This window comes from Staphylococcus sp. TCBT05, assembly GCF_055179755.1.
In genome coordinates this window covers 460,432-481,680 of record NZ_JBUQDQ010000038.1, presented here as the reverse complement: position 1 = coordinate 481,680, position 21,249 = coordinate 460,432, and the positions used below count along the sequence as shown (strand labels likewise).

Annotated in this window: 19 protein-coding genes and 1 riboswitch; of the genes, 12 read left to right on the top strand and 7 right to left on the bottom strand. The window is 33.2% G+C overall.

All coding sequences use genetic code 11. From position 1 onward, the window contains the following. Positions 1-22 precede the first annotated feature (22 nt). The gene (locus ACY191_RS09465; protein ID WP_463270010.1) at positions 23-1,033 is read left to right on the top strand and encodes a siderophore ABC transporter substrate-binding protein; all 1,011 of its coding nucleotides are present in this window, start codon (positions 23-25) and stop codon (positions 1,031-1,033) included. Positions 1,034-1,090: 57 nt separating this feature from the next. Here the strand turns inward: ACY191_RS09465 and ACY191_RS09460 are convergent, their stop codons facing one another. Then, positions 1,091-1,447 (bottom strand): membrane protein, encoded by a 357-nt coding sequence (locus ACY191_RS09460; RefSeq protein ID WP_042738732.1) that lies wholly within the window; start codon positions 1,445-1,447, stop codon positions 1,091-1,093. Positions 1,448-1,733: 286 nt separating this feature from the next. On the opposite strand from ACY191_RS09460, the gene pepF reads away from it, so the two are divergent. Continuing rightward, positions 1,734-3,548, top strand: a complete 1,815-nt coding sequence (pepF, locus tag ACY191_RS09455) for an oligoendopeptidase F (RefSeq protein WP_229367185.1) — start codon at positions 1,734-1,736, stop codon at positions 3,546-3,548. Between the two features lie 274 nt (positions 3,549-3,822). Here the strand turns inward: pepF and phoU are convergent, their stop codons facing one another. The 6 genes from phoU to cvfB form a co-directional block, all read right to left on the bottom strand. Continuing rightward, the gene (gene phoU / locus ACY191_RS09450; protein ID WP_042739029.1) at positions 3,823-4,473 is read right to left on the bottom strand and encodes a phosphate signaling complex protein PhoU; all 651 of its coding nucleotides are present in this window, start codon (positions 4,471-4,473) and stop codon (positions 3,823-3,825) included. 7 nt (positions 4,474-4,480) lie between these two features. Further along, positions 4,481-5,356, bottom strand: a complete 876-nt coding sequence (gene pstB / locus ACY191_RS09445; RefSeq protein WP_042738730.1) for a phosphate ABC transporter ATP-binding protein PstB — start codon at positions 5,354-5,356, stop codon at positions 4,481-4,483. Positions 5,357-5,434: 78 nt separating this feature from the next. Next, positions 5,435-6,352 (bottom strand): phosphate ABC transporter permease PstA, encoded by a 918-nt coding sequence (gene pstA / locus ACY191_RS09440; RefSeq protein ID WP_229367186.1) that lies wholly within the window; start codon positions 6,350-6,352, stop codon positions 5,435-5,437. Between the two features lies 1 nt (position 6,353). Then, on the bottom strand, positions 6,354-7,283 hold the full coding sequence (gene pstC, locus ACY191_RS09435) for a phosphate ABC transporter permease subunit PstC (RefSeq protein ID WP_042738728.1): 930 nt from the start codon (positions 7,281-7,283) through the stop codon (positions 6,354-6,356). A 204-nt stretch (positions 7,284-7,487) separates the two neighbouring features. After that, a complete protein-coding gene (locus tag ACY191_RS09430; RefSeq protein ID WP_042738727.1) occupies positions 7,488-8,453 on the bottom strand; it encodes a PstS family phosphate ABC transporter substrate-binding protein in 966 nt (321 codons plus the stop codon). Positions 8,454-8,808: 355 nt separating this feature from the next. Beyond that, positions 8,809-9,708 carry an RNA-binding virulence regulatory protein CvfB gene (cvfB, locus tag ACY191_RS09425; protein ID WP_042738726.1) on the bottom strand — a complete coding sequence of 300 codons (900 nt, stop codon included), beginning with the start codon at positions 9,706-9,708 and terminating at the stop codon, positions 8,809-8,811. Positions 9,709-9,853: 145 nt separating this feature from the next. On the opposite strand from cvfB, the gene ACY191_RS09420 reads away from it, so the two are divergent. From ACY191_RS09420 to lysA, 10 genes are all read left to right on the top strand, one after another. Beyond that, positions 9,854-11,458: an ABC-F family ATP-binding cassette domain-containing protein gene (locus ACY191_RS09420; RefSeq protein ID WP_042738725.1), complete on the top strand. Its 1,605-nt coding sequence runs from the start codon at positions 9,854-9,856 to the stop codon at positions 11,456-11,458. Positions 11,459-11,625: 167 nt separating this feature from the next. Beyond that, a complete protein-coding gene (locus ACY191_RS09415) occupies positions 11,626-12,456 on the top strand; it encodes an aldo/keto reductase (RefSeq protein ID WP_229367187.1) in 831 nt (276 codons plus the stop codon). 141 nt (positions 12,457-12,597) lie between these two features. Continuing rightward, a riboswitch (Lysine riboswitch) is annotated at positions 12,598-12,776 on the top strand. Between the two features lie 87 nt (positions 12,777-12,863). After that, positions 12,864-14,066, top strand: a complete 1,203-nt coding sequence (locus ACY191_RS09410) for an aspartate kinase (RefSeq protein ID WP_229367188.1) — start codon at positions 12,864-12,866, stop codon at positions 14,064-14,066. Between the two features lie 49 nt (positions 14,067-14,115). Further along, entirely contained in the window at positions 14,116-15,105 is a 990-nt protein-coding gene (locus tag ACY191_RS09405; protein WP_107527353.1) for an aspartate-semialdehyde dehydrogenase, read from the top strand. A gap of 1 nt (position 15,106) precedes the next feature. Next, complete coding sequence (gene dapA / locus ACY191_RS09400; protein WP_229367189.1) at positions 15,107-15,994, top strand: 4-hydroxy-tetrahydrodipicolinate synthase; 888 nt, start codon at positions 15,107-15,109, stop codon at positions 15,992-15,994. Continuing rightward, complete coding sequence (gene dapB / locus ACY191_RS09395; protein ID WP_042738720.1) at positions 15,991-16,713, top strand: 4-hydroxy-tetrahydrodipicolinate reductase; 723 nt, start codon at positions 15,991-15,993, stop codon at positions 16,711-16,713. The genes dapA and dapB overlap by 4 nt, the downstream gene beginning before the upstream one ends. 22 nt (positions 16,714-16,735) lie before the next feature. Further along, positions 16,736-17,455: a 2,3,4,5-tetrahydropyridine-2,6-dicarboxylate N-acetyltransferase gene (dapD, locus tag ACY191_RS09390; protein WP_229367190.1), complete on the top strand. Its 720-nt coding sequence runs from the start codon at positions 16,736-16,738 to the stop codon at positions 17,453-17,455. Positions 17,456-17,706: 251 nt separating this feature from the next. Continuing rightward, entirely contained in the window at positions 17,707-18,855 is a 1,149-nt protein-coding gene (locus ACY191_RS09385) for an amidohydrolase (RefSeq protein ID WP_229367191.1), read from the top strand. 5 nt (positions 18,856-18,860) lie between these two features. After that, positions 18,861-19,934, top strand: a complete 1,074-nt coding sequence (locus ACY191_RS09380) for an alanine racemase (protein WP_042738717.1) — start codon at positions 18,861-18,863, stop codon at positions 19,932-19,934. Positions 19,935-19,936: 2 nt separating this feature from the next. Beyond that, positions 19,937-21,202, top strand: coding sequence for a diaminopimelate decarboxylase (lysA, locus tag ACY191_RS09375; RefSeq protein WP_229367192.1), 1,266 nt, complete (start codon positions 19,937-19,939; stop codon positions 21,200-21,202). The last annotated feature ends 47 nt before the right edge of the window (positions 21,203-21,249 follow it).

Genomic DNA, 21,249 nt, shown 5'->3' with positions numbered 1-21,249 from the left:
CTATTATAAGGAGGATAAAGTAATGAAGAAAATATTGTTTGTAGTTTTATGTTTTGCTGTGATGTTAGCAGCGTGTGGTTCCAATTCAAATGAAAAAGCAGAAAAAGATCAAAAAACAGTTAGTAATAAACAAACTTATGAATTTAAAGATAAAAATAAAGATCATAATCGTGGGAAAATGAAAACAGAAAAAATTAAAGTTCCTGAAAATCCTAAACGTGTTGCAGTTATGGATTATGGTGCTTTAGATATTATGAAATCATTGAAATTACAAAATAAAATCGTAGCAATTTCTAAAGGTCAAGGTGCATCTTTTTTACCTAAGAGCTTGAATGAGTTTAAAGATAAAAAATATACAAATTTAGGTAATCCAGGTCAACCAGATTATGATGCTTTAGCTAAAACAAAACCAGATGTAATATTTGCTTCATTTAGACAGGCACATACAAAGACGCTAGATGAAATGAAAAAAGCTGCTCCTAAAGCCAAAATAGTATTTGTAAGTCCAGATAATGATAATTACATAAAATCTATTAAGCATAATACACAAAATATTGGGAAGATCTTTAATAAAGAGCAACAGACAGATAAATTAATTTCAAAATTAGATGATAAAGTTAATGAAACTAAAAAGAGTATAAACAATGATCGTGTGCTGTTCTTAAATGTAGATGATAAAGGAATTAAAGCATTTGCAGATAGTGGTAGATTTGGAGGCTTTTTAAACAAAGATTTAGGCATCAAACATGCTGATCCGAAAATGAAAGCAAATTCAAGTGGTATATTAGTTTCAAATGAATATCTTGAAAAACTTAACCCTGATAAAATTTTTGTTATTGATAGAACAAAAGATTTAAAGCAAGATAAACAGCATATTCCTCAGACGTTGAAAAATCCTGTAATAAAAAATGTGAAAGCTATCAAACAAAATGATGTAACCCCTTTTGAATCGAATGCATGGTTCTTTGGTGAAGGTGGCATCAATTTAACAATCGAACAATTAAACAATATACAACAAGCATACAAAAAATAATTATACTAAAAAACTACGCTAATCCCCAATAATAAGGATTACCGTAGTTTTTATTATTTATCGCTTTCTATAGTGTTTATAATCTTCCATATGTTCTTCTGGAATTCCCCCACGTTTAGCAATAGCTTTTTGCATTTTCTTCTCTTTACGTTTGCGTCGAAAATCTCGTGTGAAATACCAAATTAAAAAACTAATAATCAAACTGACTATAGCTAGAAATGCTGCATAACCAAGTAATGGTTCATAAGTAATATCTTGGAAGTTTGGAATTAAGAATGCTGCAACACCCAAGACGATAAATGTAATAATTGCAGGTGCAAACCATTTGTTTAAAGCAAGATTACAAAATAAAGTTAATATTATCATAGCTCCAATTGTAATCCATAAAAAATTAGGCATATCCATTATTGTCATTTGGAGCACTCCTTCTACTTTCTTTATTATCTATAAGTATACTATATCTTTATTCATAACTGTTCAGACTTCAGTAGTATGATTTTATATTAAAATATTCAATTTATTAGGTCAAATATAATTTTTAATATATTTTCTGAATTAAAATCTTCTATATAAATAAAATGCCTTACATGTTCCTTTAATCTGATTCGAATTGGTTAATGCCTCGCATTGTATTTTAAACATTAAATTCATGTATAATGAAATATGTATGATATAACGTAGTGATAAAGGAGTTGTTAACATGGGTAAAGCATTACCTTTTAGAAATGATGTCCCTACAAATGAAACTTGGGACACTACAGATTTGTTCTTATCAGATCAACAATTTTATGAAATGATTGAACAGACCATAACAGATGCTAAAGCGTTTAATCAAAATTACAGTGGACGTTTAACAGACATAGATTTAATTGAAACAGCATTAGATGAATATGCAAACATACTGATAAATCTAGACAAAATGGCAAATTTTGCTGAATTAAGACTAAGTGTTGATACGACAAATCCTACAGCTCAAACATTAAGTTCGAAATTTTCTACAAGTTATGGAAAGATTGCAAGTGAGTTAGCATTTGTAGAATCAGAAATTTTAGAACTTAATAGTAATCAATTGGCTCAACTTATTTCAACTTCAAAATATCCTCATTATTTAACTAAATTAAAGCATAGACAACCTTATCTATTAGCACCTGAAGTTGAAAAAACTTTAGCGAGTTTATCCCCTACATTGGATGGCGCTTATGAATTATATGGTATTACTAAAATGTTAGATATTGATTTTGAATCCTTTGAACACAATGGTCAGTCATATCCATTAGACTATGCAACATTTGAAAATGAATATGAAGATAATCCGGATGAGTCATTTAGAACAAAGAGCTTTAAGCATTTTAGTGAGGCGTTGAAAAAATATCAGCATACGACTGCTGCAACTTATAATATGAAGGTTCAACAGGAAAAAATTGAAGCTGATTTACGTGGTTATGACTCGGTTATAGACTATTTATTGCAAGACCAAGAAGTCACACGTGATATGTTTGACCGACAAATTGATGTTATTATGAGCGATTTAGCTCCTATTATGCAAAAATATGCTAAGTTACTCAAACGTGTTCATGGCCTAGACGTAATGAAATTCGAAGATTTAAAGGTCTCAATAGATCCTGAATTTGAGCCTGAGATTTCAATTGAAGATTCAAAGCGCTATATCTATGGTGCGTTGAATGTGTTAGGTAAAGATTACCTTAATATGGTAGAAACTGCATATGAGGATCGTTGGATTGATTTTGCCCAGAATAAAGGTAAAGAAACGGGTGCCTATTGTGCAAGTCCATATGCATCACACTCATATGTGTTTATCTCTTGGACCGGTAAAATGACTGAAACATTTGTATTAGCTCATGAATTAGGTCATGCTGGCCATTTCACATTAGCCCAACACCAACAAAATTATTTAGAATCTGAAGCGTCTATGTATTTTGTTGAAGCCCCATCAACTATGAATGAAATGTTGATGGCAAACTATCTATTTGAACATAGTGATGATCCGAAATTTAAACGTTGGGTTATTGGTTCAATCGTTTCAAGAACATACTATCATAATATGGTTACACATTTATTAGAAGCTGCATATCAACGTGAAGTATATAATAAAGTTGATGTAGGTGAATCACTTACAGCACCACAACTTAATGAAATAATGAGAGATGTTTATAGTCAATTCTTTGGTGATAGTGTGAAGTTAACTGAAGGTGCTGAATTGACTTGGATGAGACAACCACACTATTATATGGGTCTCTATTCTTATACTTATTCTGCAGGATTAACAATTGGTACTGTTATGTCGCAAAGAATACAAAATGAAGGACAGATTGCAGTCGAGCAATGGTTAGATACTTTACGCGCTGGAGGAAGTAAGTCCCCTGCTGATTTAGCTAGCATTGCGGGTATAGATATTACTACCGATCAACCATTGAGAGCGACAATTCAATATATAGGTAAATTAGTAAATGAATTAGAGCAACTTACCGATGAAATAGAAGCTACTGACCAATAAATTAACTAACTGCGAAAGTGATATAAAATAAAAATATACGTAGATAGACATAATGTGTGCCCGTCACTAACAAGTGCGTTACAATTTACTGGTTTGTAAATACTGTACCATACGCATTGCGTATGGTTTTTTTCTATAATAAAAAAGCAAGTAAATGAACAAAAAATCATTTACTTGCTTTTTATTAGGTTATATTTCATAGGATTAATTATATGAATTTCAAATTTGGTTATTGATTATATTATATTCTATTAGTTGGATGATATTGTTTAAATTATTTATTATAGGATTCGTACCTATTTCCAGTGATGAAAAAGTATATGTTTTCTGCAACATTACAAATATGATCACCTATTCGTTCTAAGTGTCTCGCAGCAAGATGGGCTTGACCTGATACAAATGGATCGTTATCAATTAAATAAGTTGTATTAACGATGTTTTTATATAAGTCGTCTATATCATCGTCTCGTTCAATGATTTCTTTGATTAAGGTGATATCATTACTTTTTGCAGCATCGTCTAAATCTTTAAGCATTAATAATGCTAATTTCCCCATCGTATTTAAACGTGTTAACACGTAATTATCGATAATTTTGGCACGTAATCTGATTTCAGCGATACTTGCAGCATTATCACCTATTCGTTCTAAATCAGATGCAATTTTCAATGAAGCCATCATCAATCTCAAATCAGAAGCAATAGGTTGTTGCTTTGAAATTAACATGATTACCTTTTCATTTATATTGGTTTCTTGTTGATTTATTTCTTTATCTTTTTCAATAATTTGTCTCGCGTAATTTCTATCTTCTTCACTTAAAGAGTTTAATGCAAATTCGATATGGCGATACACTTGTATACCTAAGCGACGTAAATCTTTGATTAGGTCTTCGAGTTGACCTTCATATTTATGTCTAATTACGGCCATAGGCATATTAACCAAAACGACCTGAGATATAATCTTCTGTTTGTTTATCTGATGGATTTGAGAAGATTTTATCAGTGTCATCATATTCATTTACATAACCATTTAAGAAGAAGGCAGTTTTATCAGAAACACGAGCTGCTTGTTGCATATTGTGTGTCACGATGATGATTGAATATTTTTCTTTTAACTCTTGAACAAGTTCTTCAACTTTCAATGTTGAAATCGGATCTAATGCAGATGTTGGTTCATCCATTAAAATTACGTCTGGTTCAATAGCTAATGTTCTGGCAATACAAACACGTTGTTGCTGTCCACCTGATAAGCTATAAGCATTTGTATCTAAACGATCTTTTAGTTCGTCCCAAATTGCTGCACCACGAAGTGATTTTTCTACGATTTCATCAAGTACTTTTTTATTTTTGATACCGTGAATCTTTGGCCCATAAGTGATATTGTCATAAATTGATTTAGGAAATGGATTAGGTTGTTGGAATACCATTCCGACATTAGTTCTTAATTTTTCTACTGAATACTTTTCATCAAAAATGTTTTGATCACGGTATACGATTTTACCAGCTGTTTTAACAGTTGGAACAAGTTCTACCATTCTGTTTAATGTCTTGATATAAGTTGATTTACCACAACCTGATGGACCGATAATTGCTGTTACATTATTCTCTAAAATATCTAGATTAATATTTTTTAGTGCATGATTTTCACCATACCATAAATCTAAATTTTTAGTTGAGTACACGATTTTCTTTTCGCTATCTGGAATTTTATTGTCTTTCTTTTCAGCTTCGATTGTAGTCACAGGCGTTGCGTCGTGATCTGTGTGAGCATCTAGTGCTGATTTTTCTTCGATAATATCATTTTTAGTCATAATTAAAACTCCTTTTATTCAGACTGTTTGCAAATATTGATAAAGCTTTGCAATTTTCCCAATTTAGTCTCTCTATGATTAATATTTTTTACTGTATTTATTTCTTAAGAATATAGCGATAGCATTCATTAATAATAAGATAATGAGTAAGACGATAATTCCTGCAGAAGCAACATTTTGGAACTCATCTTGAGGTAATTTCGCCCAATTATAAATTGCCATTGGTAGTGCTTGGAATTGATCGAATATGCTTGACGGTAAGTTTAATAATACGGTTGGTATACCGATTAATATTAACGGTGCTGTTTCACCTAATGCACGAGATAGCGCTAAGATAAACCCAGTTAAGATTCCAGGAATAGCAGCTGGTAATACAACACGGCGAATAGTTTGCCATTTATTACCACCTAATCCATAAGAAGCTTCTCTAACAGAATTTGGAACGGACCTAATAGCTTCTTGGCTGGCAACGATAATTACTGGCAAGATTAATAGTGACATTGTTAATGCTGCAGCAAGTACTGAGTTACTTAATGCTAAAGCCTCAACGCCCATACCTCTCACAAAAATTGTTAAACCAAGTAAACCGAATACAACTGACGGTACACCTGCAAGGTTAGCGATACAAACTTTAATAAAGTTTGTGAATGCATTATCCTTTGCATACTCTTCCAAGTAAATTGCTGTACCAACTCCTAAAATAATTGAGATAGGAATAATTGTAATCATCAACCAAATCGTACCAATCAATGCACCTTTAACCCCTGCCATTGACGGAGTAGAAGATGAAAAATTAGTAAAGAATGAAGGTGTTAAATGACCTGCACCTTTGATTAGTGTATCTATTAATAGGACGGCCAATACGAGTAATCCAATCATCGTACAACCGAAAAATGCCCATTTATTAATTTTATTTTTTGTTAATCGACTAGATAGTTTTTTCTCGACTGTATTTTGGTTAACTAACGATTTTGAATTATTATTCACTTGTTCCATATTAATACTCCTCTCTAAAGCGTTTCGTAATCCATTGAGATATTAAGTTCATTACAAGAGTGAACAAGAACAATGTGAAACCAACCGCATAGATACTGTAGTAAATATCTGAACCAAATGTAGCATCACCTGTAGCAACTTGAACAATGTAACCAGTCATTGTCTGAATTGAACCTGTTAACTCTAATGTTGAATTTGGTGTACTACCTGCAGCAAGTGATACAATCATCGTTTCTCCAATTGCACGAGAGATTGCTAATACAATTGAAGCCATGATACCAGAAGTGGCAGCCGGTAATACAACCTTCGTTGCAACTTCAAATTTTGTAGCCCCTAATCCTAATGCACCTTCACGCATTTTATTAGGTACAGATGACATAGCATCTTCACTCATACTTGAAATGAGTGGAATAATCATTACACCAACGACAATTCCAGGACTAATTGAGTTAAAACTACCCAACTCTGGGAAAATTGATCTTAGTAACGGTGTTACAAATGTTAATGCAAAGAAACCAAATACAATTGTTGGAATACCTGACAGTATTTCTAAGATTGGTTTAATGATTTTTTTAGAACGTTGCGATGCATATTCACTTAAATATAATGCTGCTCCTAAACCAATTGGTACTGCAACAATCGTAGCGATAAAGGTAATTTTTAACGTTCCTAAGATTAAAGCCCAAATACCATATTCTGGATTAGAAGAAAATGGATTCCAATCTTTAGTGAATAAGAAATCTGTAATTGGAACTCGTGTGAAGAATGTAATTGTTTCAGTTAGTAATGTTACGATTATGCCGACAGTAGTGAGGATTGAAAACAATGCAATAATTCCCAAGATAATTGGAACAAGTTTATTGCTTATTCCTTTTTTATTAGCATTATTTTTAGCGATCATTTCACTTACTGAAAGGTTCTGATTTGCCATAAATTTCCCTTCTTTCTATTAAACTCCCAAATATGAATAAAGGCTGGGATGTTCACATCCGTTAATTTAAGCGTCAGTAAAAACATAACAGCACACGCTATAATTATTAGATGTATTGAACAAGGAATTGGATTGACAAAGTGGTACATAGACCACTTTGTCACCCCTAATCCAGAATCCCAACCTTTAAATATGTTTTAATACTTATTTGTCTTCTTTTTTGCTATCTTCTTTTTTACTTTCTTTACCAATGATGTCATCTAATTTATCTTTTTGTTCTTTGTAGTCTTTCTTAGGTAAAGCGACGAATCCTGCATCTTCAGCTGATTTACCTTTGTCATCGATGACAAATTTCATGAAATCTTGGAATCCTTTGTTATCTTTTAATTTCTTCTCGTTTGTGTAGATGAATAATGGTCTACTTAATGCATAAGAACCATCTTGGATTGTTTTCTTAGTTGGTTCAGTTAACTTACCGTTGTCATCCTTGATTTTAACTTCTTTCAATTTATCTTTATTTTGTTGATAGAAGTTATAACCGAAGTAACCAACACCTTGTTTGTTTTTCTCAACAGATGAAACAATTACGTTTGTATCGGCATTTTTCTCTGCTTTAATATCACCTTTGTCCATAATTTCTTCTGTGAAGAAGTCATAAGTTCCGTGAGATTGGTCAGGTGAAAATGCTTTGATTTCTTTGTCTGGCCATTTAGAGTTAACATCTTTCCATGTTTTTGCTTTACCAGAATAAATTTCTTTTAACTGTTCTTTAGTTAATTCATTTACAAAGTCGTTTTCTTTATTTACTGCAATTGTTACACCATCTTGTGCAATTTTGAATTCATCATATTTGATGCCTTTATCTTCTAATTTTTTCTTTTCTTCATCTTTTATTGGTCTTGAAGCATTTGAGAAATCAGTATTTCCCGAAATGAATTTTTCAAATCCTCCACCAGTACCAGCTGTACCGTTAGATACTGTTACATCTTTATTATCTTTTGCGAATTTTTCATTTAATTTTTCAATGATAGGGCCTACTGTTGACGAACCATCGCCTTTAACTTCCCCGCTACCTTTACCTTCGCCTGAGCCGCTATTACCGCCACCACAAGCACCTAATAAAAGTGAAGCGCCAATTACTGTAGTACCAACTAATTGCCAATTTTTCATTGAAACATCCTCCTAATAGATAAATAACCCATATGTGTTTTATATGTAGTTCTTACAATCCCTATACTACACATCGTTTATTAATTACAAATGAGTTTAATGTAAAAGATATGTTAAGAAAATGTTGATGTTATTTACAAAATTTATAATTGAAATATTTCAGGTGTTTAAATGTACTTGAAAACATTGTCATTTAGCGGTTTCTAATACATTTTTAGGTGTGTGCAATATTACAGAGATTACGTTGAAAATAGTAAATGTTAATAAAAAAACCGAAATACACTACAAATTTGTAGTGTATTTCGGTTGGGAATATAAATATTTATCTATTATATTGTCTTCTTTGTGGCGGGGTTTAGTCTTCTACCCTACTCCATCCCTTTTTAGTTAAAGAGATCTTTCCTGTTTCAATGTTAATTATTTTTTGTTTATATAAATGTCCGATTGCTCGTTTAAATGCACCCTTGCTCATATTGAACACCTCTTTTATCGCTTCTGGACTAGATTTATCCCAAAACGGTAATTCTCCATCGTATTCAACTAATAAGTCAAAGATATGTTGTCCATCATCATCTAAACGTTCATGGGCTAATGGTAAAAATGACCCATTAAGTTCGCCATTGTCATTGTGACCAATAATTCGTACCTCGACATTTTCGCCTAAGCGAGGTTCAGCTTTACGTTCTGATTCGTGAACGAAAATTTTATGCCCTTCTTTTGATAATAGGAAACTACCGATTCTTAATAAACGGTATGGTCTTGCCTCTATTATTTTATTTTGTAATGATTCATCGTGTACAGGCGTATACATTTTTTCGACGATTGTCTCTGATGCTAAACGTGCAAACATATTTTTCTCTCTATCGATTCTTAATGTAACGAGTAATTCGTCACCTTGTGTCGGCCAGACAGTTTTAACTTTTGGTAAATCTTCCCATGGTACTAATACTTCACGAGGTAAACCTACGTCAACATGTGCACCATCTCTGTCTGTTTTTAATACTTTTACAAAATCATACTTATCTGTCGTAATATCAGGCATGTTTTGTGTGGCAAATAAATCTCCTGATCTATTTGGATAAATGAAGAAACTATATTCTTCACCGATTTCTAATTCATCATCATCTTGAATTTCAGATTGATTGAGCTTTACTTCTTCGCCGTTAGGTCCTTTTAATTTATAAGTAGATCCTTCTAAACCGATTACTTCTAAAAACTCAATTGAGCCTACAATATCTTTTTCGTCTCTGGCCATACTTTTCTCCTTCGTACATAAATTTATTCTATATTATTATAACACGCATAACACAAACAAGCATTACTCCATCGAGAATGGTCGAAAGTCCAAGTTAATTGTGTTATAATTTGTCCGGTAGATTAACGAATAAAGGAGTAAATACATGTTACAAGTTACTGATGTAAGTTTACGATTTGGTGATCGTAAATTATTTGAAGATGTAAATATTAAATTTACAGATGGCAATTGTTATGGCTTAATTGGCGCAAATGGTGCTGGGAAATCCACTTTTTTAAAGATTTTATCTGGTGAGTTAGATGCTCAAACAGGACATGTATCTTTAGGGAAAAATGAACGTTTAGCTATTTTGAAACAGGATCATTTCGCATATGAAGAAGAACGTGTAATAGATGTTGTTATTAAAGGACATGAACGTTTATATCAAGTGATGAAAGAAAAAGATGAAATTTATATGAAACCAGATTTCAGCGATGAAGATGGTATCCGCGCTGCGGAATTAGAAGGTGAATTTGCTGAAATGGATGGTTGGAATGCTGAAGCTGATGCAGGCACACTACTTTCTGGTCTAGGTATTTCAGCAGATTTACAAGATAAAACGATGTCTGAGTTAGAAAATAATCAAAAAGTAAAAGTGTTATTGGCGCAAAGTTTATTTGGTGAACCAGATGTGTTATTACTAGATGAGCCTACAAACGGCTTAGATATTCCTGCGATTAGCTGGTTAGAAGACTTCTTAATTAATTTTGAAAATACAGTTATCGTTGTTTCGCATGATAGACACTTTTTAAATAATGTATGTACTCATATTGCAGATTTAGATTATGGTAAAATTAAAGTCTACGTTGGTAACTATGATTTTTGGTATCAATCTAGCCAATTAGCTATGAAAATGGCACAAGATCAAAATAAGAAAAAAGAAGAAAAAATCAAAGAACTACAAGATTTCGTAGCACGATTTTCTGCCAATGCATCAAAATCAAAACAAGCTACAAGTCGTAAGAAACAATTAGAAAAAATAGAATTAGAAGATATTCAACCTTCTTCACGTCGTTATCCATTTGTTAACTTCACACCTGAACGTGAAATCGGTAATGATTTATTGTTTGTGGAAAACCTATCTAAAACTGTAGATGGTGTGAAAGTATTAGACAATATTTCATTTACAATGGATCCAAATGACAAAGCGGTATTAATTGGTGATAGTGAAATTGCTAAGACAACTTTACTGAAAATATTAGCTGGAGAAATGGAACCAGACGAAGGTTCTGTTAGATGGGGTGTAACAACATCACGTAGTTACTTACCAAAAGATAATTCTGAATACTTCGAAGGCGTAAATATGAACTTAGTTGATTGGTTGCGTCAATATGCACCTGAAGATGAACAGACTGAAACTTTCTTACGTGGCTTCTTAGGACGTATGTTGTTTAGTGGTGAAGAAGTTAAGAAAAAAGCAGATGTTTTATCTGGTGGAGAAAAAGTGCGTTGTATGTTAAGTAAAATGATGCTATCAAGTTCGAATGTATTGTTACTTGATGAACCTACTAACCACTTAGATTTAGAAAGTATTACAGCGGTGAATGATGGATTGAAATCATTTAAAGGTTCAATTATCTTTACATCATATGATTTTGAATTTATAAATACGATTGCAAATCGTGTCATCGATTTAAATCCAGAAGGATCTGTTTCTAAAGAAATTCCATATGAGGAATATTTAAAGGAAACAGGCGTTTTAAATAAATAATTTTAATTAGTAAGTAACGTAGTTATCAGTGCAAATTAATGTATTTGATAACTGCGTTTTTTGTTTGTCTCCCCTTTTAATATTACTTTGTGTAGGCAAATTATTTTAAATAGATAATGTTGAGTTATATAATCAACATTGACAAAGTAAATAGGAGGAATAAGTTTATGAAAAATTTGAATTTGCTTGATGGCCAAGTATTGCCACAAATTGGTTTTGGTACATACAAATTAAATGGATCTGAAGGTGTACATGCTATAGTAAATGCCCTTAATCAAGGTTATAGAGTACTTGATACTGCCTATAATTATGAAAATGAAGGTACAGTTGGACGTGCGATAGAAATAAGTCATGTATCTCGAAATCAAATTATTATCACTTCTAAATTACCAGGACGTTATCAAGACTATGATGCTGCTTTAACAGCAATTCAAGAGTCAATTTATCGTTTGAATGTAGATTACATTGATTTATATTTAATTCATTGGCCTAATCCTAAACAAGGTAAATATGTTGAAGCTTGGAAAGCATTAATCGATGCTCAAAAAGCAGGTTTAATTAAATCTATCGGTGTGTGTAACTTTACACAAGAACATATTGAAACACTTGAACGTGAAACAGGTGTCTTACCTGCTGTTAACCAAATCGAACTACATCCTTACTTTAATCAAAAAGAAATGATTCAATTCAACAAAGAAAAAGGTATTGTTACAGAAGCATGGAGTCCACTGGGACGAGCATCAACTGTTATTAATGATGAAAATATTGCTACGATTGCTGAAAAGTACAATAAAACAATTCCGCAAATTATTTTAAGATGGCATGTGCAAAACGGCGTCGTTCCAATTCCAAAATCTACTTCTATTAGCAGACAAATACAAAATAAAGATGTGTTTGATTTCGCATTAACAGATGAAGACCTAGAAAAAATTGATAATTTAACACAACCAGATGGTAGATTAAAAGGACAAGATCCGGATAATTATGAAGAATTCTAATTAGTTAGTTAAATAATACACTATTAAAGTTAAATGGAAATTATATAGTTTAATTTTTCAGTAAATTAGAAAAACTTTGTTGAAAGCAGTTTACATGACATATAACCCTATGTATAATGTGAATCATAAACAAAAATTAAATAGTTTTGATGAGGCGCATCAATCATTAGTAAATTTTAGTAGAACCTGTCTGCTAGCAGCTAATTTTGAAAGGGTGAGATGCCGAAACAGTTATAATAGCAGCTTATAACACGTTGGACTTTATGGTTAAGAGCTAAGAGTCTGTCATTATTTTTAAATAATGGAGTGCATCACTTGTATATATTAATGAACAGGTTCGCAACTCCGGACTTGTTCTTTTTTTATATTACTGTGATTCTCCCCTATCATTGAGGAGGATATAGAAATTGAAAAGAAGTGTTTTAAAATTTGGAGGTTCTTCAGTTAGTGATTTTACTAAAATTAAAAGCATAGCTGAAATGTTAAAAAATAGAGTGGAACAAGGAGAACAATTGATTGTAGTTGTAAGTGCAATGGGTAAAACCACAGATGAGTTAATGGCGAATGTATCATCATTAACTTCTACGCCTAAGGATCAAGAATTAGCGTTGTTACTTACGACGGGTGAACAACAGACTGTTTCTTACCTTTCGATGGTATTGAATGATATCGGTGTTTCGGCAAGAGCGATGACCGGTTATCAAGCAGGTATTAAAACGACCGGACATCATCTGAAGAGTAGAATTGCTGAAATTGACCCCGAAACGTTTAATCAATCGTTTAACCATCACGATGTGTTAGTAGTCGCTGGATTCCAAGGCGTCAATGACGACTTGGAGATAACAACACTTGGTCGTGGAGGTTCAGATACGACTGCAGTAGCTTTAGCAGCTAGCAATCAAACACCGTGTGAAATTTATACGGATGTAGACGGCGTTTATGCAACAGATCCTAGGTTATATAAAGAAGCAAGGCGTTTGGATTATGTTTCATATGAAGAGATGATGGAAATGAGTGCTTTAGGTGCTGGCGTGTTGGAAACAAGAAGTGTTGAACTCGCTAATAATTATAATATTCCACTATATTTAGGAAGAACTTTATCAAATGTGAAAGGAACATGGATTATGCCACAAACTGAGATATTGGAGAAAAAAGCGGTAACAGGCGTTGCTTTAGACACACATATGATGCATGTAACAATCAGTTATCCCCTACCCGATAACAATTTGTTAACAGCATTGTTTAATGAATTAGAAGCGGGGTCTGTTAATGTTGATATGATTTCTCAAATTATTAACTTGGAAGGACTACAAATGTCCTTTACTATAAAAGATACAGATGTATTACAAATTACTAATATTTTTGAATCATTGACTGAACAATACAGTGCTTTAGACTTCAAAATTAATGAAGACTATGTCAAAATTTCATTAATCGGTTCAGGTATGCGTGATATGTCAGGTGTCGCTTCAAAAGCATTTCTTACATTAATTGAAAACGATATTCCTTTTTACCAAACTACAACTTCAGAAATTAGTATTTCAAGTGTGATTGATGCAGATAACGGTGAGCGCGCGGTACATGCTTTATATAAAGCTTTTGAAATCTGAATTTTCTAAAATTTTTATAAAATTAAATTATAAATGGAGTGTATAAATTATGACAAAATTAGCAGTAGCAGGTGCAACAGGTTTAGTAGGAAGAAACATGTTAGAGACTTTAGATAGAAAAGGCGTTAAATATGATGAATTAGTGTTATTTTCATCAGCTCGTTCAGCAGGTCAACAGGTAGAATTCCAAGGTAACACATATACTGTACAAGAATTAACAGAGGAAGCAGCAAATGAACACTACGACTATGTATTAATGAGTGCAGGTGGTAGCACAAGTGAACACTTCTCCCCTATTTTTGAACAAGCAGGAGCAATCGTTATCGATAATTCAAGTCAATGGAGAATGACGGAAGGTATTGATCTTATCGTTCCAGAAGTTAATGAACCAGTGTTAGAGCGTAAGATTATTGCAAATCCAAACTGTTCAACGATTCAATCTGTAGTTCCTTTAAAAGTCTTACAAGAAGCGTTTGGTTTAAACCGTGTAGCTTATACCACATATCAAGCTGTTTCTGGTTCAGGTGTTAAGGGTAAACAAGATTTAGCTGAAGGCGCAAATGGTAAAGAACCAGAAGCTTATCCGCACCCTATTTATAATAACGTATTACCACATATTGATGTATTTTTAGAAGACGGTTATACGAAAGAAGAACAAAAAATGATCGATGAAACAAGAAAAATCTTAAAAGATGATGATTTAAAAGTAACGGCGACATGTGTACGTGTTCCTGTACAAGATAGTCACAGTGTTCACATGAGTGTGACATTAAACAAAGATACGTCTGTTGCTGAGATTCAACAATTATTTGAACAGGACGAACGTGTCGTATTAGTCGATAACCCAGAAAAAAATGAATACCCGTTAGCGATTCATTCTACTGGTAAAGATGAAATATTTGTAGGTCGAATCCGAAAAGACGATTCTTTAGATAATACATTCCATGTTTGGTGTACTTCAGACAACTTATTGAAAGGTGCAGCATTGAACGCAGTACAAATTCTTGAGCAAGTAATGAGTCTGAAAGGAGTTAAATAAGATGGCACATATTTTTGAGGGCGTTGGTGTAGCCCTAACCACACCATTCACACATAATGAAGTTGATTACGATGCTTTAAGAAAACATTTAGCATATTTATTAGAAAATGAAGCGAAATCAATCGTTGTAAATGGAACAACTGCAGAAAATCCAACACTAACAGATGAAGAAAAAGAACACGTGTTAGAAGTAGTAGTGAATTATGTTGATGGGCGTGTTCCTGTAATTGCTGGAACTGGGACTAACAATACTCAAAAATCAATCCAAGCATCAGTGAGAGCACGTGAAATTGGTGCAGATGCTATTATGCTTATTACACCTTATTATAATAAAACAAGTCAGCGAGGTTTAATCGAACACTTTACCACAATTGCTGACGCAGTCAAATTACCAGTTGTATTATATAACGTCCCTTCTCGTACGAATATGACAATTGAACCTGAAACAGTAGAAACTTTAAGTGAAAATGAATATATTGTTGCTTTAAAAGATGCCACAAATGATTTTGAGTATTTAGAAGCTTTAAAATCACGTTTAAACTTAGCTGAATTTGCACTCTTTAGTGGTAATGACGATAATATTGTAGAATATTATCAAAGAGGTGGTCACGGTGTTATCTCTGTAGTAGCTAACGTTATACCAAAAACCTTCCAATCGTTATACGACGCTAAACAACAAGGGGAAAATATTGAAGCGCAATTTAAACCAGTTAAAGCTTTACTTGATGCATTGGCAGTTGATGTCAATCCAGTACCGATTAAAGTGTTAACTACAGTGGAAGGTTTTGGCAATTATGAAGTAAGATTACCACTAGTGACGCTACAAGATGATGATAGACAGAAATTAGAAACAGCATATGAACAATTTAAAGCAGGTGAACTAGTGTGAAAATATTATTAATTGGTTACGGCGCGATGAACGAGCGTGTAGCAAGATTAGCTGAAGAAAAAGGACATGAAATCAGTGGTATTATTGTGAGAAATAATGATAAGTCATATCCCTACCCTACTTTTGAAAAAATATCTGACGCAAAAGATGCAAATGTAGCGATTGATTTTTCAAATCCAGAATTATTATTACCACTATTAGATGATGATTTCGAATTACCATTAGTTATAGCAACTACAGGTGAAAAAGAAGAGATTATCGATAAATTGCAATTGTTAAGTAAAAAAATGCCTGTATTCTTTAGTGCAAATATGAGCTATGGTGTACATGCCCTAACTAAAATTTTGGAAGCAGCAGTCCCACTATTAGAAGATTTTGATATTGAATTAACAGAAGCACATCACAATAAAAAGGTAGATGCCCCAAGTGGTACACTTGTAAAATTATATGATGTAATTAAAGAATTAAGAACACAATCAACACCAGTATATGATCGTCATGAAAACAATGAAAAACGAACACAAGAAGAAATTGGTATTCATGCAGTACGTGGTGGTACAATCGTAGGACAACATGATGTATTATTTGCAGGTACAGATGAAACAATTGAAATTACACACCGTGCACAATCAAAAGATATTTTTGCCAATGGTGCAATCGGTGCTGCAGAGAAATTAGTTAACAAAGAAAATGGTTATTACACATTTAACAACTTATAAAATTCAAGGAGCGTATTAAATTATGGTACAACATTTAACGGCAGAAGAAATTATTCAATATATTAGTGACGCAAAGAAAACAACCCCTATTAAAGTTTATGCAAACGGAAACTTTAATGATGTAGCATTCCCAGAAGAATTTAAAGTGTTTGGTTCAGAAGATTCAAAAGTAATTTTCTGTGAAGCGGATGATTGGAAATCATTTTACGAGCAGCATCAAGCTGCAATTACAGATTTAGAAATTGAAATGGATCGTCGTAACTCTGCAATTCCATTGAAAGATTTAACTAATACAAATGCACGTATTGAACCAGGAGCATTTATTAGAGAACAAGCAATTATTGAAGACGGAGCGGTTGTAATGATGGGTGCAACAATCAACATCGGAGCAGTTGTTGGTGAAGGCACAATGGTTGATATGAATGCTACGCTTGGAGGACGAGCAACGACTGGTAAAAACGTACATGTCGGCGCAGGTTCAGTTCTTGCAGGTGTCATCGAACCACCTAGTGCCTCTCCTGTTGTAATTGAAGATAATGTATTAATTGGTGCTAATGCTGTAATTCTCGAAGGCGTACGCGTTGGTGAAGGAGCAGTTGTAGCAGCTGGCGCTATCGTTACTCAAGACGTACCAGCAGGAGCAGTAGTTGCGGGTACACCAGCTAAAGTTATTAAGCAAACGAGTGAAGTTGAAGATTCTAAACGTGAAATCGTATCAGCGTTAAGAAAATTAAACGACTAATATAATTAAAATATTTACTAATTGAATTGGATGAAAAACAACTGGGATTTACGTTGTTTTTATCCATTATTATCGGAGGATAAAGATACTTTTGGTTAATGACGATGCACTTGTCGAATTTAACTTACAATTTCTTTACCTCCATTTTTTAAAAATTTATATACATAATGTATTTGCAACCTATAGTTATATTTAAACTACTTAAATATGAGAATTTAATTGATAATAATAAATAAAGGATCTGATCTTAAATGAATGAATTAGAATTCGTTACTAAACATAGAAGACATTTACATCAACATCCAGAATTAAGCCTTCATGAATATGAGACAACGACGTATATAGCTGCATTTTTAGATGAACTGGGAATAACTTACAAACGTCCATTAGAAACTGGCATAATAGCATTTCTTGAGGGAAACAGTGATCGTACAATCGCTTATCGTGCAGATATAGACGCCCTACCAATATTTGAGGAAAATGACGTTGCCTATAGAAGTTCAACAGATAATGTTATGCACGCATGTGGCCATGATGGACATACTACAGCGCTAATGCTGTTTGTAAAACGTTGCAAAGCATTAGCTGAAAATGGTGAATTACCACATAATGTCGTATTTATTTTCCAGCCAGCTGAAGAAACAGGTGGTGGTGCGAATCGACTTATCAAGGCGGGTGCATTTGAAGCATATAATATAGAAGCAGTATTTGGAATTCATGTTATGCCTTTTGAAGATGAAGGTAAAGTTGTTATTAGAGATGAAGAAATTACTGCAAGTGCTACGGAGTACAGATTCTTCTTAAATGGATTATCAAGTCATGTAGCAGATAAAGAACAAGGCCATTCTTGTGGAGAAGCTTTGCAACATGTGTTAACTCAAGTTGGTCAAATTCAACAATATCATTTAAATGGTCTGAAACGCAATATTGTACATATGGGACACTTTGAAGCTGGTGAAGCAATCAACACAGTGCCTAGTAATGGATATTTAGAAGGTACAATAAGAACATATGATGTGAACGATTTAGAAATTGTGAAACAACAAATGCAGAAAATCGCAGAAAGTGTTAAATTGTTGTTTGATGTAGATTGTGAGGTTAAATTTGAAGAAGGATATCCCCCTACTTATAATGATCCAACATTAAAGCACAAAGTAACACAGGGTCTAACTAGTGCAAACTTTGAGATTATTGATAAACCTACGCCTTATTTATTTGGTGAAGACTTTAGTTTTTATAGTCAATTTGCACCGAGTTATTTTGTATTTGTCGGTGTACGAGATGAATCTAAAGGTTATATTACAGGTTTGCATACAGCAACATTAAACTTTAACGAATATATGTTGATACGTGTTGCAGATTACTATGAACAGTTATTAAAAACTTACAGTGAGGTGTGACGTAAATGACTGCTACTTGGTCAGTGGAAACAGCAGAATTTAAAAAGAATGCCGCAAATGTTGTTAATAACAATAATATTATGGCTGTTGTAAAAAATAATGCTTATCATTATGGCTTGAACTTTGCGGTAGAACAATTTTTACAAATTGGGATTAACACATTCAGTACGACCTCTTTAAAGGAAGCTGTACGAATTAGAAAGATAGCACCGGAAGCAACCATATTCTTGATGAATGCAGTATATGAGTTTGATGTTTTAAGAGAACATCAAATTCATATGACATTGCCTTCCCTTCAATATTATTATGAACATGTGGAAGATTTATATGATATTCATGTACATTTAGAATTCGAAAATTTATTGCATCGTTCAGGTTTGAAAACAATTGATGAAATAAAGGAAGTCTTGCAGCATCATGAACAGAATGAAAATACATTGAAAATGCATATTTCAGGCTTATGGACACATTTTGGATATGCTGATGAATTTGATGTTCCTGACTATGATATTGAAAAAACAGCATGGCTGAATGTTGTTGAAACGCTATTAAAGGATGGCTATCAATTTGAAATGATACATGCACAAAATAGTGCGAGCTATTATAGAGAAGGTTGTGTGCTTCCAAATCATACACATGCACGTGTTGGTATTGCTTTATATGGTTCAAGACCTTATGGTTCATTAGATGAATCATTGATTAAACAGTCATTAACTGTTAAAGGAAATGTAATTCAAGTTCGCGAAGTACAACAAGGAGATTATTGTGGGTATAGCTTTGCCTACGAAGCGACTGAGAACAATACAAAACTGGCAGTCGTTGATGTGGGATATGGTGATGGCATATTAAAGGCACGTGCGAAACATGAAGCTATGATCAACGGTAAAAGATATCCAATTAGAGCTTTGATGATGAGTCATATGTTTGTAGAAGTGGATTCAGAAGTAAATGCACAAGATGAGGTAATACTATATAATAATGATATGCGCGTAGATGAGTATACATTTAAAGGTGTGGGAGCTAATTCAGAGCAACTCAGCGCAATGAATCATGACTCACTAATAAAGGAGTATAGATAAAGATGGTAGTAGAATACAACAATAACGGCGAATTAACGATGGGTGGTACAAGTCTAAAGACGATTGCACAAAGCTTTGGTACCCCTACTATAGTATATGATGAAGTACAAATTAGAAACCAAATGAGACGCTATCATGAAGCATTTAAGGCAAGTGGTTTAACATATAATATCTCTTATGCTTCAAAGGCGTTTACTTGTATTCAAATGGTTAAACTTGTGCAAGAGGAAGGTTTAGAATTAGATGTAGTATCTGAAGGTGAACTCTATACTGCATTGGAAGCTGGTTTTGATCCACAACATATTCATTTTCATGGTAACAATAAAACAAAGCATGAAATCCAATATGCCTTAGAAAGCAAAGTTGGCTATATTGTTATAGATTCATTAGAGGAAATTGACTTGATTGATCGTTACGCAAGTGAAACAGTCAATGTTGTATTGCGTTTGAATCCTGGTGTTGAAGCACATACACATGAATTTATACAAACAGGTCAAGAAGATAGTAAATTTGGATTGTCGATTAAACATGGTTTAGCTATAGAAGGTGTCAAAAAAGTGTTTGCATCAAAGCGCTTAAACCTTAAAGGGGTCCACTTCCATGTTGGTTCACAAATCGAAGGCACAGAAGCGATGATTGAAACAGCTAAAATAGTGATTTCTTGGTTGAAAGACAATGATATTAATGTAGAGCTAATTAATCTTGGTGGTGGTTTCAGTATTCGATATGTTGAAGGCGATGTGAGTTTCCCTATTGAAGATGGTATTAAAGAAATCACAGAAGCTATTAAGACGATAGCTGAAGAAACCAATTATCCACTTCCAGAGATTGGTATTGAACCCGGTCGTTCGATCGTTGGTGAAGCTGGAATTACTTTATACGAAGTAGGAACAATCAAAGAAATCCCAGACGTTAATAAATATGTGTCAATTGATGGTGGCATGAGTGATCATATCCGTACTGCACTCTATGATGCGAGTTATGAAGCGTTGCTAGTAAATCGCAATGATGAAGCGAATGAAACAGTCACATTAGCCGGTAAGCTTTGTGAATCAGGTGATATTATTATTAAAAATGCTCAACTTCCAAATACAGTAAAACGTGGAGATTATCTCGCTATTTTATCAACGGGTGCCTATCATTATTCCATGGCTTCAAATTATAACCAAATGCAAAAACCATCTGTATTCTTCTTGAAAGATGGTAAAGCAAGAGAAGTTATAAAAAGACAATCATTAAGACAACTCATAATTAATGATACCAAATAATCAAATTTCAGAAGATAAATAAACAAAACCACAATCAAGTTAGTGCT